This is a genomic window from Ciceribacter sichuanensis, from assembly GCF_024055605.1.
In the GTDB taxonomy this organism is placed as follows: domain Bacteria; phylum Pseudomonadota; class Alphaproteobacteria; order Rhizobiales; family Rhizobiaceae; genus Allorhizobium; species Allorhizobium sichuanense.
On sequence record NZ_JAMXLX010000006.1, the window covers coordinates 228,162 to 241,097 of the forward strand.

Sequence of the window (12,936 nt, forward strand, 5' to 3'; positions counted from 1 at the left end):
GCCCCATCATCCATTTCCCGGTCGTATGGACCGTGGTTCTGTCTACAATCGAAGCGGCCGGGCGAGCGTTGGCCCGCGCCTTGGGAGGAAAGCATGACGCAGCAGTTGAAGGTCGATGGAGAGACCCGGATCTTTCCGATCGTCGGCCATCCCATCGGGCAGGTGAAATCGCCGGCATCCCTGAGCGGCATCATGGCGGACAGGGGGTTCAACGGCATGGTCGTGCCGATCGACATCCTGCCGGAGGATCTGCCGGGCTGGCTGGCGCAGGCTGGCGCCATGCGCAATGTCGACGGCATCATCGTCACCGTTCCCCACAAGGTTTCCTGCCTTGCCTTCTGCGCCCGCGTTTCGGCCCGCGCCAAGGCATCCGGCGCGGTCAACATCATGATCCGCGACGGCAATGAGTGGATCGGCGACGCGACCGATGGCCATGGCTATCTCGATGGCATCGCGGCGGAAGGCTTCGATGTTTCCGGCAAGCCGGCGCTGCTGGTCGGCGCAGGCGGGGCGGGCTCCGCCATCGCTTACGAAATTCTCGCGCGCGGTGCCTCCGAGCTTGCGCTCCACGATATAGACACGGCAAAGCGCGATGCGCTTCTCGCCCGGCTGAACGAAGCCTTTCCGGGTAAGGCGCGCGCCGGCAGCACGGATCCGCGCGGCTTTGCGCTGGTCGCCAATGCGACGCCGCTCGGCATGCGCGAAGGCGACCCCCTGCCCGTCCAGACGGAGTTCCTGACATCGGAGCAGTTCGTCGCCGATGTGGTGACGCGTCCTGCCGTGCCGCCACTGATCGCCGCCGCCCGGGCTGCCGGATGCGGCACAATGCCGGGATCGGGAATGTTCAACGCCCAGGCCGTCCTGCTCGCCGAACTGCTGATGGGCGTGCGTTCGATAGAGGCATGATGGATCTGCTGCCGATGCGGCGTTCGCATCGGTGGAAAGGGACTGAGAGAAATGGCGACCCCGGGGAGGAGTTCGGGGCGGCCGTATTCCGAGAAGCCGTCATGAGGACAGCTATCGGATTTTTGATACGATCATTCACGGGAGGAAGATGATGATCAGGAAACTGCTTTCTACAGCCGCAATTATTGTGGCCTGCACCGCCGCACCGGCACTGGCCGAACTGAAGGTCGGCTCGATCGTGGAGCTGTCCGGGCCGGGCGCTGCCGCCGGCACCAATTTCCGCGACGGCGTGAAGATGGGCTTCGAGGAGATCAACGCCGCCGGCGGCATTCTCAAGGAGCCGGTGAAGATCATCGAATATGACAGCCAGACCGATCCGCAGGTCTCCCGCGCCATGGTGCAGAAGGCGATCGACGATGAAGTCTATGCCATCATGGGCACCGTGTTTTCGTCATCGACCGTGGTGAACATGATGGTCGCCAAGCAGTATGGCATTCCGCAGTTCACCGGCTCGGAAGCCCCGTCGATCACCGCCAAGGGCAACCCCTACATCTTCCGCACCGCTTTCGGCTCCCAGAAGGGCGTGCCGAAGCTCGTCAAATACATGGTCGAGAAGATGGGCGTGAAGAAGGTCGGCGTGGCCTGGGCCAATACCGAATTCGGCAAGGGCGGCCATCAGGCTTTCCTCGATGAAGCCCAGAAGGCTGGTCTGGAAATTGTCGTCGATGTGCCTTCCGAACAGGCGCAGGCTGATTTCTCCGCCGACGTGCTGAAGCTGAAGAACTCCGGCGCCGAAGCGTTCTTCGTCTATTACACGGAAGAAGAATGCGCCCGCTTCCTGCGCGAAGCCCGCAAGCAGGGTCTCGACAAGCCGCTGGTCGGCGAAACCACGCTGATCGGCCACAAGGTGATCGAGCTTGCCGGCGATGCGGCCAACGGCGCCATGGGCCATGTCGGCCTGACGCCCGACGCCGATATTCCGGGGCTCAAGGAAATGGTCGAACGCTTCAAGTCCGAGTTCAAGTACACGCCTGACCATAACGCCATCAAGGGCTATACCGCCGCCTGGACGCTCAAATACGCCACCGAACTCGTCGGCAGCCCCGATAGCAAGGCCATTGCCGAAAAGCTGCACGGCCTGACGCTGAAGGCCTCCGAATATCCCGGCGTTCTCATGGACGTGAGCTGGGACGAGACCGGCGAAATGTCCCGCGAGAGTTTCTTCGTGAAGGTCGAGAACGGCAAGCAGGTTGTTGACGCGATCCTTCCTCCGAACTGATCCGGGTAAATGAACCCCTGCCGGCGGCCTGTGCCGCCGGCTCTGATCCAAAAGCTTTCACAAAGCCGACCACCAGCCCCTGAGGACGAACCCATGGCCGAGCTTATCCAGATTCTCATCTCCGGCCTTGCCGCCGGTTCCATCTATGCGCTGGCCGCGGTCGGTTTCACGCTGCTGTGGCAGGCGTCGCAAACCATCAACTTCGCCCAGGGCGAGTTCGTCATGCTGCCGGCCTTCTTCGTGCTCGTCGGCATGACCGTCTTCGGCCTGCCGCTATGGCCCTCGGTGTTTCTGGCGCTGGCGCTATCGCTCCTGATCCTCGGCGTGGCCTTCAAGCGGCTGATCGTCGAACCGATGCTGCTGCATGGCACCCTGCCGCTGGTCATCGCCACCATCGCGCTCGGCCTGCTGATGAAGGAAAGCGTCAAGGAATTCTACGGCGCCACCGCCCAGCCGTTTCCGGCGATCTTCCCGCAGACGGTCTATCACGTCGCGGGCGCCAGCGTGTCCGTTCAGGACATCGGCAACCTCGTCGTTTCCATGCTGGCGATCGGTGGGCTGCAGCTCTTCCTCAACCGCACCCGCACCGGGCGCTGCATGCAGGCGAGCGCCCAGAACCCGGCGGTCGCCCAAATCCTCGGCGTCAACGTCAAGCGCATGGTGCTCTATACCTTCCTCATCAATGCGGCGCTCGCCACCATCGCCTCGGTGCTGATCTCGCCGATCTACCTCGCCAAGTTCTCCAATGGCGAGACGCTCGGCCTCGTCGCCTTCATCGCGGCCATCGTCGGCGGCTTCAACCAGATCCGCGGCGCGCTGGTCGGCGGCCTGCTGATCGGGGTGATCGACAACTTATCCGCCGTCTACATCTCGGCGGAATACCGCTCGGCCATGCCGCTTATCCTGCTCATCGCCATCATCCTGCTGCGCCCGCAGGGCCTGCTCGGCACCCCGGAAGGGAGAACCGTATGACCCGTCTTCAACCCGTACTTCTCGTCCTCGGCATCGCGGCGCTGCTCGTCGCGCCCATCGGCCAGGGCAATTACATCGTCTACACGCTCTGCTCGTGGCTCTTGTTCTCCATCGCCGCCATGGGGCTCAATCTGACGCTCGGCTATGCCGGTCAGGTCAGCCTCGCACAGGCGGCCTTCATGGGCATCGGCGCCTACATCACCTCGCTGATGACGCTTGCTGGCATCCACTGGGGCCTTGCCGCGATCATCTCGATTGCCGCAAGCTTCGCCGTCGGCCTCGTGCTCGGCTATCCGGCGCTGCGCGTGCAGCACCACTTCCTCGCCTTCGTGACGCTTGCCTTCAACACGCTGCTGTTCCTGGTGCTGCGCAACGAGGAGGAGATTACCGGCGGCTCCTTCGGGCTTTCGGGCATGGAGCGTCCGTCCTTCTTCGGTCTCGCCACCGACAGCAACATGGCCTTCTACTATTTCTCGTTGGCCTGCTTCCTCGTTGCGGCCTTCGTCTTGTGGTGGATCCTGCGTTCGCCCTGGGGCCGCGCCTTCAAGGCGCTCCGGGAAAACCCGGTCCGGGCCGAAAGCCTCGGCCTCAAGATCCGCCGCCAGACGCTGCTCGCCTTCGCCATCGGCTCCGCCTTTGGCGGTTTGGCTGGCGCGCTGCAGGCACCGCTGGTGCAGTTCATCGAGCCCGGCAGCTTCGCGCTCATCCATTCCCTGAAGCTTCTGCTGATGGTGGTGGTCGGTGGTTCCGGCTTCTTCTTCGGCCCGATGCTGGGCGCTGCCGTGGTCATCCTGCTGCCGGAAGTGCTGCGCTTCACCGAGGGTTATTACCTCATCATCTACGCGGCCATGGTGATCGTGCTGATGGTCTATTCGCCGAACGGCCTGATCGGCCTCGGCCAGCGTATCGCGGAAAAGCTGAAGCCCCGGCATGAGGCCCGCCGCGACCTGCAACAGGGGGTACAGCTGTGAACATGAACGCACCCATCCTCTCCGTCCACAACATCTCCAAGCGCTTCGGCGGCATCCGCGCCGTCAACGGGGTGAGCTTCGAGGTTCAGAAGGGCGAGATCCTCGGCCTGATCGGGCCAAACGGCTCCGGCAAGTCGACCCTGTTCAACTGCATTCTCGGCCAGTTGCGCCCGAGCGAGGGCCACTGCGAGATCAACGGCAAGTCCACCGACGGCGTGCGTCCGGCGGACCTGTCGCTGATGGGCGTCGGCCGTACCTTCCAGCAGCTTTCGGTCTTCCCGAAGATGAGCGTTCTCGACAACGTCATTCTTGCAGGCCAGGAGCACGAGGGCTCGATACTCTCGCGCCTGTTCGGCAAGCCGGATGCGGGCCTCACCGAAAAGGCCGAGCAGCTGATCGAGTTCTTCCGCCTGACGCCTTATCGCGATACGGCGGCGGGCTCGCTTTCCTATGGACAGCAGAAGCTGGTGGATGCCGCCATGGCCTTCATGGCCGGTCCCGGCATCGTGCTTCTCGACGAGCCGGCGGGCGGCGTGAACCTCACCATGCTCGGGCATCTGAAGGAACGGTTGATCACCTACAACCGCGAGCACGGCACGACCTTCGTCGTCATCGAACATAACATGGAGTTCGTCATGTCGCTCTGCACGCGCATCATCGTGCTGGCGCAGGGCGAGGTTATCGCCGAGGGGACACCGGACGAGATCCGGTCGAACCAGATGGTCATCGACGCTTATCTTGGAGGCTGACATGCTGGAGATGAAGAAAGTCACCGGCGGCTACGGCCGCATCACCATTCTCAACGGAACCTCGTTCAACATCCCCAAGGCGTCGATCACCACGGTGATCGGCCCGAACGGCGCCGGCAAGTCGACGGTGTTCAAGGCGATCTTCGGGCTTCTGAGCATCCATTCGGGCGAGATCCTGCTGGATGGCGAGGACGTGACGCGCAAGTCTCCGGCGGAGATGATCGCCCGTGGCGTCACCTATGTGCCGCAGGGCCGCAACGTGGTGCCGCAGCTTTCGGTGCTGCATAACCTCGAGCTTGGCGGCATCACGTCGAAGGACCAGGCCCGGGTGAAGCGGCGTATGGAAGAGGTGATGGACCAGTTTCCGATGCTGCGCCAGCGCAGGGACCAGAAGGCGATCGAGCTTTCCGGCGGCCAGCAGAAGCAGCTGGAGATCGCCCGCGCCCTGCTGCTCGATCCCAAGCTGATCCTGATCGACGAGCCCTCGATCGGCCTGTCGCCCAATCTGGTGCAGGAAGTATTCCAGACGCTGATCCGCCTGCGCGATCAGGGCGTGACCATCCTGATGGTCGAGCAGAACGCCAAGGCGGCCCTTGCCATGTCCGACTACGGCCTCGTCCTCGAACTCGGCCAGACCCGCATGTTCGACAAGGCCGATACGCTACTGAAGGACCCCCGCGTCGGCCAGCTCTTCCTCGGCGGCCACATCGAGGACGCCGCCTGAGGGCGTTAGAAATCCCTCCCAGGGTATGATGCGAAGAGGCCCGGTGAATGTGTCACCGGGCCTTTTCTGTCTCTCCCCCGTCATCCTCGGGCTTGTCCCGAGGATCTACCCACGTCAACAGAATCAATCGTGTGCGGATGCACGGGGCAGGCCCGAGCATGAGGGTGACGGGGTTGTCCATCTTTGTGATCAAACGAAGAGGCCCGGTGCACGCCCAGGCCTGTTCGTTTCATCGCTCTCGACTTTGGAGCATTTCCGGCGATAACAGCAACGCCTGCAATGCTCTATCTCTTGGGTCTCACGCAATTCCGGACGCAAAACCGGTTCCCACTTTCGCTGATATTGCTCTAAGCCGACGCATCCCCGAAATCGCCGAAGGCGGTCCAGCCGCCATCGACCGGCAGCACGATGCCGGTGATGCCGGAGGCCTCGGGCGATGCCAGAAAGACGATTGCCGCCGCCACTTCCTCGGCGGCAATCAGCCGGCCGATCGGGGTGCGTCGGCGGATGGTCGGCAGATCGACGCGGCCGGCATCGGCGAGCTTCTTCACCAGCGCCGTTTCCACGAAGGCCGGTGCGACGGCGTTGACCCGCACGCCCCTGCCCGCCCATTCGCAGGCCAAGGCCCGCGTCATGGCGACGACCCCGGCCTTGGCCGCGCCATAGGCGTTGCGTTTCGGCAACCCGGTGAGGCCGGCGATGGAGGAGAGGTTGACGATTGCGCCGCTGCCCCGCGCCACCATGCCCTTCGCCACCTCCCGCGACATGACGAAGGTTCCGGCAAGGTGCACGTCCAGCACCTTGCGGAAGGCATCGAGCCCCTGCTCCAGCGTGGGCAGATGGCTGTCGCCGATACCGGCATTGTTGACGAGAACATCGAAGGCGGCGGAGGCCGATACCTCCGCCGCCCGTGCCTCGTCGGTGATATCGCAGGCGATACCTCGATGAGGCGAACCGGGATGGATCTGTCTGAGTTGCGCGGCGCGTTCCACGGCCTTTTCGCCGTCGAGATCGGCAATCGTTACCCGATAGCCGGCCTCGGCGAGCTTGAGCGCCGTGGCAAATCCGATGCCGTCGGCGCCTCCGGTGACCAGCGCCTCACGCATAGCCCGGCCTCGGCACGAGGCCCATCAGGGACTGGGTCAGGCCGCCATCGACCACCACATCCTGACCCGTCACGTAGGATGCGCGCGGCGAAGCAAGGAACAGCGCCACATCCGCCATGTCGTCGGGCGTGGCGATGCGGCGCAGCGGTACCATGGCCTCACGCCGCGCCTTGGTCTCGGTATCGGCATAGAAGGCTTCCGAAAGCGGGGTGCGCACCAGACCGGGGCTCAGCGTGTTGGACCTCACGCCCTTCGGACCCCATTCATAGGCGAGCTGGCGCGACAGCATCAGGATCGCCGCCTTGGATGCGGAATAGGCGCCGCTTGCCGGCTGCGGTTCGCTGCCGGCGACGCTCGCGACATGGACCAGAGCACCGGAGCCCCGCGCCATCATTCCCTTACCGAAGGCCTGTGCCGCCAGCATGTAGCCGGTGAGGTTGACTGACAGCATCATCGACCAGTCTTCAACGGACACGCTGTCGAGTGGGCCGGGGCGCAGCACGCCGGCATTGTTGACGAGGATATCCGCGCCGCCCTGCACATTCACCCGGCCGGCCGCCGCCTCGATCTCCTCCGGCCGCGACAGGTCGCAGGCGAGAGCGAGGGCGTCGTTGCCCAGTTCGTCGGCAAGCGGCTGTGTGCGGTCAAGGGTGCGGTCGATCAGAACGACGCGCGCGCCCTGCCCGGCAAAGGCGCGGGCAAGCGCCTGACCTATGCCACCGCCGGCCCCGGTGATGACGGCGGTCTTTCCCTCCAGTCCAAGCCAGTTCACGATGCTTTCTCCCTGTTGTCCGTTTTGCTGTCTGCTTCCTGTGCGATGCCGGCGAGATGGCGTCCGGTGATCCAGCCGAAGGTCATGGCGGGGCCGAGTGTGATGCCGGCGCCGGGATAGTTGCCGCCCATGATCGAGGCCCGATCATTGCCGACGGCATAGAGGCCGGGGATGACAGCTCCCTGCCGGTCGAGCACTTCGCCCGGAACCGTCGTCTTTAATCCGTCAAACGTGCCGAGATCGCCCATCTCCATGCGAACCGCATAGAACGGCCCCTGCTCCACCGGTGCGACGGCCGGATTGGGCTTGTGGTCCGGGTCCGCGAGATAGCGGTTGAACGACGTCTCACCACGATGGAAGGCCTCGTCGCGGCCCTCGCGCGCGCCGCGATTGAAGGTCGAGACGGTCTCCTCCAGCCCTTGTGTGTCGATGCCGCAGGCGCGTGCCAGTTCGGCAAGGGTTCTTCCCTTCTTCAGGTAGCCGCTGCGCAGCCACAGCCAGAGCGGCATGGGGGCGGGCTTGGCATGGCCGAGACCGTATTTGCGGATGGTGCGGTGGTCGCAGATCAGCCACGCCGCCGCCTCGCCGGAGGCGACCATGGCGGCGCCGACATCGTGATAGCTCTCGCTCTCGTTGGTAAAGCGCCGGCCGTTCGAAAGCACGGCGATCATGCCGGGCTTGTAGCGGTCGAGCAGGTGCGGAAACACGCCCTTGCCCGGCACCCGGCTCACCGGCATCCAAGCGGCCGGTTGTGGGTATTCGGTATCGAAGGCAGCCCCCGCTTCCTCCCCAAGCCTTATGCCGTCGCCGGTGATGGCTTCCGGCACCGGCGAAAAATGCCCGCCGCCGGCCTTCAGATGGGCGTAGGCCTCCGCCCGGCGCGCGAGATCATGGGCATAGCCGCCGCAGGCCAGCACGACGCCGCGCCGCGCGGTGATCCGTCCCGGGTTCTTTCCGCCGATATCGACACCGATGACGCGGCCATCCGCCTTGACGAGGTGCATCGCCGGGGTTTCGGTGAGGATCGGAATGCCGAGATCGAGGCAGCTCTTTGCCAGCCGGGCGGCGAGCGCATTGCCGCTGGTGACCTGAACGCCCCGGCCGTGGCGAACCACCTCGCCGGCATGGGCGACCAGCCGTTTCAGCACATAGGCGAAGGATGCAACCGACTTCGTGGCGTTGAAGAAGTGCTTGATGTCGGCATTCGAGGAATTGAACATCATGCCCATGAAGGTGATGGTCGAAAGCGGCGGCCTCAGCCGCTTCAGGTCGGCCCCAAGGGCGCTGGTGTCGAAGGGCGCGGCAAGCACCGAACGCCCGACATCCACGCCGCCATCCATCGTCGGATGATAGTCCGGATAAAGCGTCGGCACGAACTGGACCGCCGTTTCCTTCTCGAACCAGTCGAGCATGCGCGGTCCTGCCTCCAGATAGGCGTCGACGGCCTCCGGCTGGAACCAGTTTCCCGTCTCCGCCGCCATGTAGCGGCGCGCGGCCTCGCGGGTATCGCCGGGATTGTTCGTCCTGCCGTGGCGGTTGCCGGGGATCCACAGCACGCCGCCGGAAAAGGCAGTGGTGCCGCCGAAGACGGCTTCCTTCTCGATGACGATGACCGACAGCCCGTATTTTCTAGCGGTGATCGCCGTCGCGAGTCCTCCCGCGCCGGATCCGACCACCAGCACGTCACAGACGCGCCCTTCGCTTGCCCGTTCCATGATTTCCTCCCGTTTCTTGCACTCCACGGGGAAATTGCTACGCGCGGGAAGAGACGGGACCAATGGACGCTGCCGTGCAATTGTTGCACAATTCGATGGGAGCAATGACGGGAGGAAAAATGGGCGTGGAAGCCACTGCGAACATTCCGCACTACTATCTCTATGGAGATCAGGGCGCGGATGTGGAACTCGACCTGTTGAACATCGAGATCATCCGGGAGCGAAGCGGTCCGAACGATTGGAGGATTCGTCCGCATGCGCATCCCGACCACATGCAGGTTCTGCTGGTGCGCGAGGGTGGCGGCACCATCCGCATGGAGGAGCTTACGCTGACGATCCCCGTGCCGGGTGTTCTGGTCATCCCGGCCGGCATCGTCCACCAGATCGACTTCAATCCCGGCACCGACGGCTTCGTCGTTACCGCCGCCCTCGGCTGCCTGAAGGCGGCCGCTGCGAGTGACCCAAGGCTCCTCGATGCCGCCAGCCGCCCGGCCGTCTATTCGCTGGAAGGAACCGGCGTCAACATCGCCGCCGTCACCGACACCTTCTACTGGCTGCACCGGGAATATGTCTGGTCGGCCCCCGGCCGCCGAACCGCCATCCTCGCGCAGTTCATGCGAATACTGGTGGTGGTCCTGCGGCTCAGTATCACGCAGGAAGACCCCCGCATCATTGCGCCCGACAGGGATTACGACCTTCTCGCCCGCTACCGGGCGCTGCTGGAGGAGCACTTCCGCATCGAGCGCTCGCCGGCCTTCTATGCCGATGCTCTCGCCGTCACGCCGGCGCGACTCAACGCCGCCTGCAAAAACCGGGCGGGCAAGACGGCCTCCGACCTGCTCTATGAGCGCGTCACCATCGAGGCCAAGCGCTATCTGGTCTATACCGAGAGCAGCGTGGCGCAGGTGGCCCATATGACGGGCTTCGACGATCCCGCCTATTTCAACCGCTTCTTCACCCGGCAGGTCGGCATATCGCCCGGCGCCTATCGCAAGCAGGTGGCGGGCAGCCATGAGTAGAGACGTCGATCGTCCATGTTTTGCGACGGACGATCCATTTCATCGCAAGGCCTCCTGAACCAGTCTTCAATGCATGTCGCACTTCAATGGCCATTGGAGCGCGATGCCGCAGGCATGGAGGACACATGATTCACGAATGGCGGAGCTACCGGCTGAAGCCCGGTGCGGCGATACCCTATCTCGAACTGCTGGCGGACCACGGGCTTCCATTCGTGAGCCGGCACCTGCCGCTGATGGGCTACTGGCTCGCGGAAACCGGGCCGCTCAACACGATCCATCATCTCTGGAGCTATGCGGACTGGGCCGAGCGCGAGGCCTGCCGCGCGGCGCTGGCCAGGGAAGACGATTGGGTGAAGGGCTTCATTCCCAGGGCGTTCGCGCTGGTCGAGGAACAGCAGAACCGCATGCTGCGCCTTTCCTCCGGCTCCGGCCTGTTCGAAACGGCGCTCGGCCAAAGACGGGAGCCGCTGCTCGCGCGCGAAGGCGGATCGCCGCTTTTTGCCGGGGAATGCGCGGTGATCGTCAATGGCGAGACCGATGGTGAAAGCATTGCGACCTTCCAGCCCGTCTCGGGCGGGCCATGCCAGCCGCTCTCGCTTCTGCCCCGCTCGTCCGATCCGCTGGCGGTCGAAAGCTCTGGTGCCTCCTGCCCGACAGTTCTGCGGCCGCTGGCTTTTTCCCGGTTGTAGAAGAGGCAGTCGCTCTTCTGGGATTCGTGATGTTGCACGATTCATGAATTGACATGCATGTTTGTGTACGTTAATTCACGATTATGAACAATCATCTTCCGCTATCCCGGCGTGATGCGATCGAGGCGAGGCTTGCTCTCGGGCAGCAGGTTTCCGCGGCATCACTTGCCGAAGAGTTCGACGTCTCCGAGGATGCGATCCGCCGCGACCTGAGAACGCTTGCAGCGGAAGGCAAGTGCCGCCGTGTCTATGGCGGTGCCCTGCCGCTTGCGCCGACCGGGCGTCCGATGGCCGTGCGCGTCGGCGAAGGCTCTGTTCGCAAGGGCCAGCTTGCAAAGGCCGCCGCCGCCATGGTCCGGCCCGGAGAGCTTGTCTTCCTCGATAGCGGCAGCACCAATCTCGCTATCGTGGAATGCCTTGGCCCGGATCTCGGCCTGACCGTCGCCACCAATTCTATCGACATTGCCAGTGCCGTTGCCAGAAGAGACGATATCGAGCTTCTGCTGATCGGCGGCGCGGTCAATCGCCATGTCGGGGGCAGTGTCGATACTTCCGCGATTTCAGCCGTCAGCCTGCTCAACATCGATCGCTGCTTCATCGGCGCCTGCGCGGTTTCCGCGACAACAGGCATGAGCGTGCATGACCATGCAGACGCAGCCTTCAAACGCGCGCTTCTCAAAAACAGCGCGACATGCGCGGTTCTCGCAACTTCCGAAAAGTTTCAGCAGAGCGCGCCCTACCGGATCGCCGTGGCGTCGGACATCGAGGTTCTCATCGTGGAAGACGATCTTGCCGCCGACGAGTCGGAACGGCTGGCGAATGCGGGCTTCAATCTCGTGAGAGCCGAGCCCGCTTTAACGACAAACTGATCTTACCCCAAGGAAACGACATGCTTTCTGCTGATCGGCCGGCAACCCGGCTGGCGACACGCCTCGCTTTTCTGGTGGCCGGGTTCGGCCTTGCCTGCTGGGCGCCGCTCGTGCCCTTCGCCAAGGAACGGCTTGGCGTCGATGACGGTGTTCTCGGCGTCCTGCTTCTCTGTCTCGGCCTTGGGTCGGTGGCGGCGATGCTTGCGACCGGCGTGCTGAACACGCGTTTCGGCAGCAAGCCGATCGTCATTGCCGGTGGTCTCGGAATGGCCGTCGTCCTGCCGGTTCTCACGCTGGCCAGCACACCAGTGACGTTCGCCATCGCACTGGCGATCTTCGGCGGAACCCTCGGTTCCCTTGAGGTCGCGATGAACATTCATGCCGTGGAAGTCGAGAAGGGAGCAGCCCGCCCGCTGATGTCCGGGTTTCACGCCATGTTCAGCATCGGCGGCTTTGTCGGCTCGCTGCTGATGACCGTATTGCTTTCCGCCAATGCCGGGGCATTCACCGCGACCGTCATCTGTGCCGCATTGATGATCGCTGGAATTGTCGTGGCCTGGCCCCGGCTTCTCGATACGGCGCAGGCCGGGGATGCGCCGCTGTTTGCGGTTCCGCGCGGGGCCGTCCTGCTGCTTGCGATTCTGGCTGCCATCGTCTTCCTGGTCGAGGGCGCGGTTCTCGACTGGAGCGCCCTGTTCCTGACATCCGGCGGCATCGTTCCCACCGAACAGGGTGGTATCGGCTATATCCTGTTCGCCATCGCCATGACGACCGCCCGGCTGACCGGAGACGCCCTGACCGCAAGGCTTGGCGACCGCGCCACGCTGTTTTGGGGCGGGGTCGTTGCCATCGTCGGCTTCGTGATCGTTCTTGCCAGCCCGATCCGGCTTCTCGCGCTGAGCGGCTTCCTGCTGATCGGGCTGGGCGCGGCCAACATCGTGCCGGTGCTGTTCCGCCGGGGCGGATCGCAAACCGTCATGCCGCCGGGGCTGGCCGTGGCTGCTATTACCATGATCGGCTATGCCGGCGTCCTGCTCGGCCCGGCAAGCATCGGCTTCGTGGCAAATCACGTCGGCCTTCCGGGGGCCTTCTGGATGCTCGTTGGGCTGCTCTGCGTCGTTCCGCTCTGCGCCGGGCTTGTCACCCGCTCGAAACACTGAGAGGG

General features: G+C 64.1%; 13 protein-coding genes. 10 read left to right on the forward strand and 3 right to left on the reverse strand.

Going from position 1 to position 12,936, the window contains the following annotated elements:
• Positions 1 to 93 precede the first annotated feature (93 nt).
• The 6 genes from NBH21_RS18425 to NBH21_RS18450 all read left to right on the forward strand — a co-directional run bounded on the left by NBH21_RS18425 (position 94) and on the right by NBH21_RS18450 (position 5,601).
• Complete coding sequence (locus tag NBH21_RS18425) at positions 94 to 906, forward strand: shikimate dehydrogenase family protein (RefSeq protein WP_250911746.1); 813 nt, start codon at positions 94 to 96, stop codon at positions 904 to 906.
• Positions 907 to 1,054: 148 nt separating this feature from the next.
• Positions 1,055 to 2,185 (forward strand): ABC transporter substrate-binding protein, encoded by a 1,131-nt coding sequence (locus NBH21_RS18430; protein WP_250911745.1) that lies wholly within the window; start codon positions 1,055 to 1,057, stop codon positions 2,183 to 2,185.
• A gap of 93 nt (positions 2,186 to 2,278) precedes the next feature.
• A complete protein-coding gene (locus NBH21_RS18435; RefSeq protein ID WP_250911744.1) occupies positions 2,279 to 3,157 on the forward strand; it encodes a branched-chain amino acid ABC transporter permease in 879 nt (292 codons plus the stop codon).
• The gene (locus NBH21_RS18440; RefSeq protein ID WP_250911743.1) at positions 3,154 to 4,128 is read left to right on the forward strand and encodes a branched-chain amino acid ABC transporter permease; all 975 of its coding nucleotides are present in this window, start codon (positions 3,154 to 3,156) and stop codon (positions 4,126 to 4,128) included. The genes NBH21_RS18435 and NBH21_RS18440 overlap by 4 nt, the downstream gene beginning before the upstream one ends.
• Before the next feature lie 2 nt (positions 4,129 to 4,130).
• Positions 4,131 to 4,877 (forward strand): ABC transporter ATP-binding protein, encoded by a 747-nt coding sequence (locus NBH21_RS18445; RefSeq protein WP_250911742.1) that lies wholly within the window; start codon positions 4,131 to 4,133, stop codon positions 4,875 to 4,877.
• 1 nt (position 4,878) lies between these two features.
• Positions 4,879 to 5,601, forward strand: coding sequence for an ABC transporter ATP-binding protein (locus NBH21_RS18450; protein WP_250911741.1), 723 nt, complete (start codon positions 4,879 to 4,881; stop codon positions 5,599 to 5,601).
• Between the two features lie 347 nt (positions 5,602 to 5,948).
• Here NBH21_RS18450 and NBH21_RS18455 read toward each other — a convergent pair whose 3' ends face one another.
• The 3 genes from NBH21_RS18455 to NBH21_RS18465 are packed head-to-tail and all read right to left on the reverse strand — an operon-like array spanning position 5,949 to position 9,194.
• The gene (locus NBH21_RS18455) at positions 5,949 to 6,707 is read right to left on the reverse strand and encodes an SDR family NAD(P)-dependent oxidoreductase (protein WP_250911740.1); all 759 of its coding nucleotides are present in this window, start codon (positions 6,705 to 6,707) and stop codon (positions 5,949 to 5,951) included.
• On the reverse strand, positions 6,700 to 7,479 hold the full coding sequence (locus tag NBH21_RS18460) for an SDR family NAD(P)-dependent oxidoreductase (protein ID WP_250911739.1): 780 nt from the start codon (positions 7,477 to 7,479) through the stop codon (positions 6,700 to 6,702). The genes NBH21_RS18455 and NBH21_RS18460 overlap by 8 nt, the downstream gene beginning before the upstream one ends.
• A complete protein-coding gene (locus NBH21_RS18465) occupies positions 7,476 to 9,194 on the reverse strand; it encodes an FAD-dependent oxidoreductase (protein WP_250911738.1) in 1,719 nt (572 codons plus the stop codon). Before NBH21_RS18465 ends, NBH21_RS18460 begins: the two co-directional genes overlap by 4 nt.
• Before the next feature lie 125 nt (positions 9,195 to 9,319).
• Between NBH21_RS18465 and NBH21_RS26170 the strand changes: the two genes are divergently transcribed.
• From NBH21_RS26170 to NBH21_RS18485, 4 genes are all read left to right on the forward strand, one after another.
• Positions 9,320 to 10,213: a helix-turn-helix domain-containing protein gene (locus tag NBH21_RS26170; RefSeq protein ID WP_250911737.1), complete on the forward strand. Its 894-nt coding sequence runs from the start codon at positions 9,320 to 9,322 to the stop codon at positions 10,211 to 10,213.
• Positions 10,214 to 10,338: 125 nt separating this feature from the next.
• Positions 10,339 to 10,902, forward strand: a complete 564-nt coding sequence (locus NBH21_RS18475) for an NIPSNAP family protein (protein WP_250911736.1) — start codon at positions 10,339 to 10,341, stop codon at positions 10,900 to 10,902.
• An 83-nt stretch (positions 10,903 to 10,985) separates the two neighbouring features.
• Entirely contained in the window at positions 10,986 to 11,771 is a 786-nt protein-coding gene (locus NBH21_RS18480; RefSeq protein ID WP_250911735.1) for a DeoR/GlpR family DNA-binding transcription regulator, read from the forward strand.
• A gap of 20 nt (positions 11,772 to 11,791) precedes the next feature.
• Positions 11,792 to 12,931, forward strand: coding sequence for an MFS transporter (locus NBH21_RS18485; protein WP_250911734.1), 1,140 nt, complete (start codon positions 11,792 to 11,794; stop codon positions 12,929 to 12,931).
• Positions 12,932 to 12,936 lie beyond the last annotated feature (5 nt).

Excerpts from the sequence above, each read along its gene's own strand:
- NBH21_RS18425 (WP_250911746.1), top strand. The coding sequence starts at position 94 with ATGACGCAGCAGTTGAAGGTCGATGGAGAGACCCGGATCTTTCCGATC.
- NBH21_RS18430 (WP_250911745.1), top strand. The coding sequence starts at position 1,055 with ATGATGATCAGGAAACTGCTTTCTACAGCCGCAATTATTGTGGCCTGC.
- NBH21_RS18435 (WP_250911744.1), top strand. The coding sequence starts at position 2,279 with ATGGCCGAGCTTATCCAGATTCTCATCTCCGGCCTTGCCGCCGGTTCC.
- NBH21_RS18440 (WP_250911743.1), top strand. The coding sequence starts at position 3,154 with ATGACCCGTCTTCAACCCGTACTTCTCGTCCTCGGCATCGCGGCGCTG.
- NBH21_RS18445 (WP_250911742.1), top strand. The coding sequence starts at position 4,131 with ATGAACGCACCCATCCTCTCCGTCCACAACATCTCCAAGCGCTTCGGC.
- NBH21_RS18450 (WP_250911741.1), top strand. The coding sequence starts at position 4,879 with ATGCTGGAGATGAAGAAAGTCACCGGCGGCTACGGCCGCATCACCATT.
- NBH21_RS18455 (WP_250911740.1), bottom strand. The coding sequence starts at position 6,707 with ATGCGTGAGGCGCTGGTCACCGGAGGCGCCGACGGCATCGGATTTGCC.
- NBH21_RS18465 (WP_250911738.1), bottom strand. The coding sequence starts at position 9,194 with ATGGAACGGGCAAGCGAAGGGCGCGTCTGTGACGTGCTGGTGGTCGGA.
- NBH21_RS18475 (WP_250911736.1), top strand. The coding sequence starts at position 10,339 with ATGATTCACGAATGGCGGAGCTACCGGCTGAAGCCCGGTGCGGCGATA.
- NBH21_RS18480 (WP_250911735.1), top strand. The coding sequence starts at position 10,986 with ATGAACAATCATCTTCCGCTATCCCGGCGTGATGCGATCGAGGCGAGG.
- NBH21_RS18485 (WP_250911734.1), top strand. The coding sequence starts at position 11,792 with ATGCTTTCTGCTGATCGGCCGGCAACCCGGCTGGCGACACGCCTCGCT.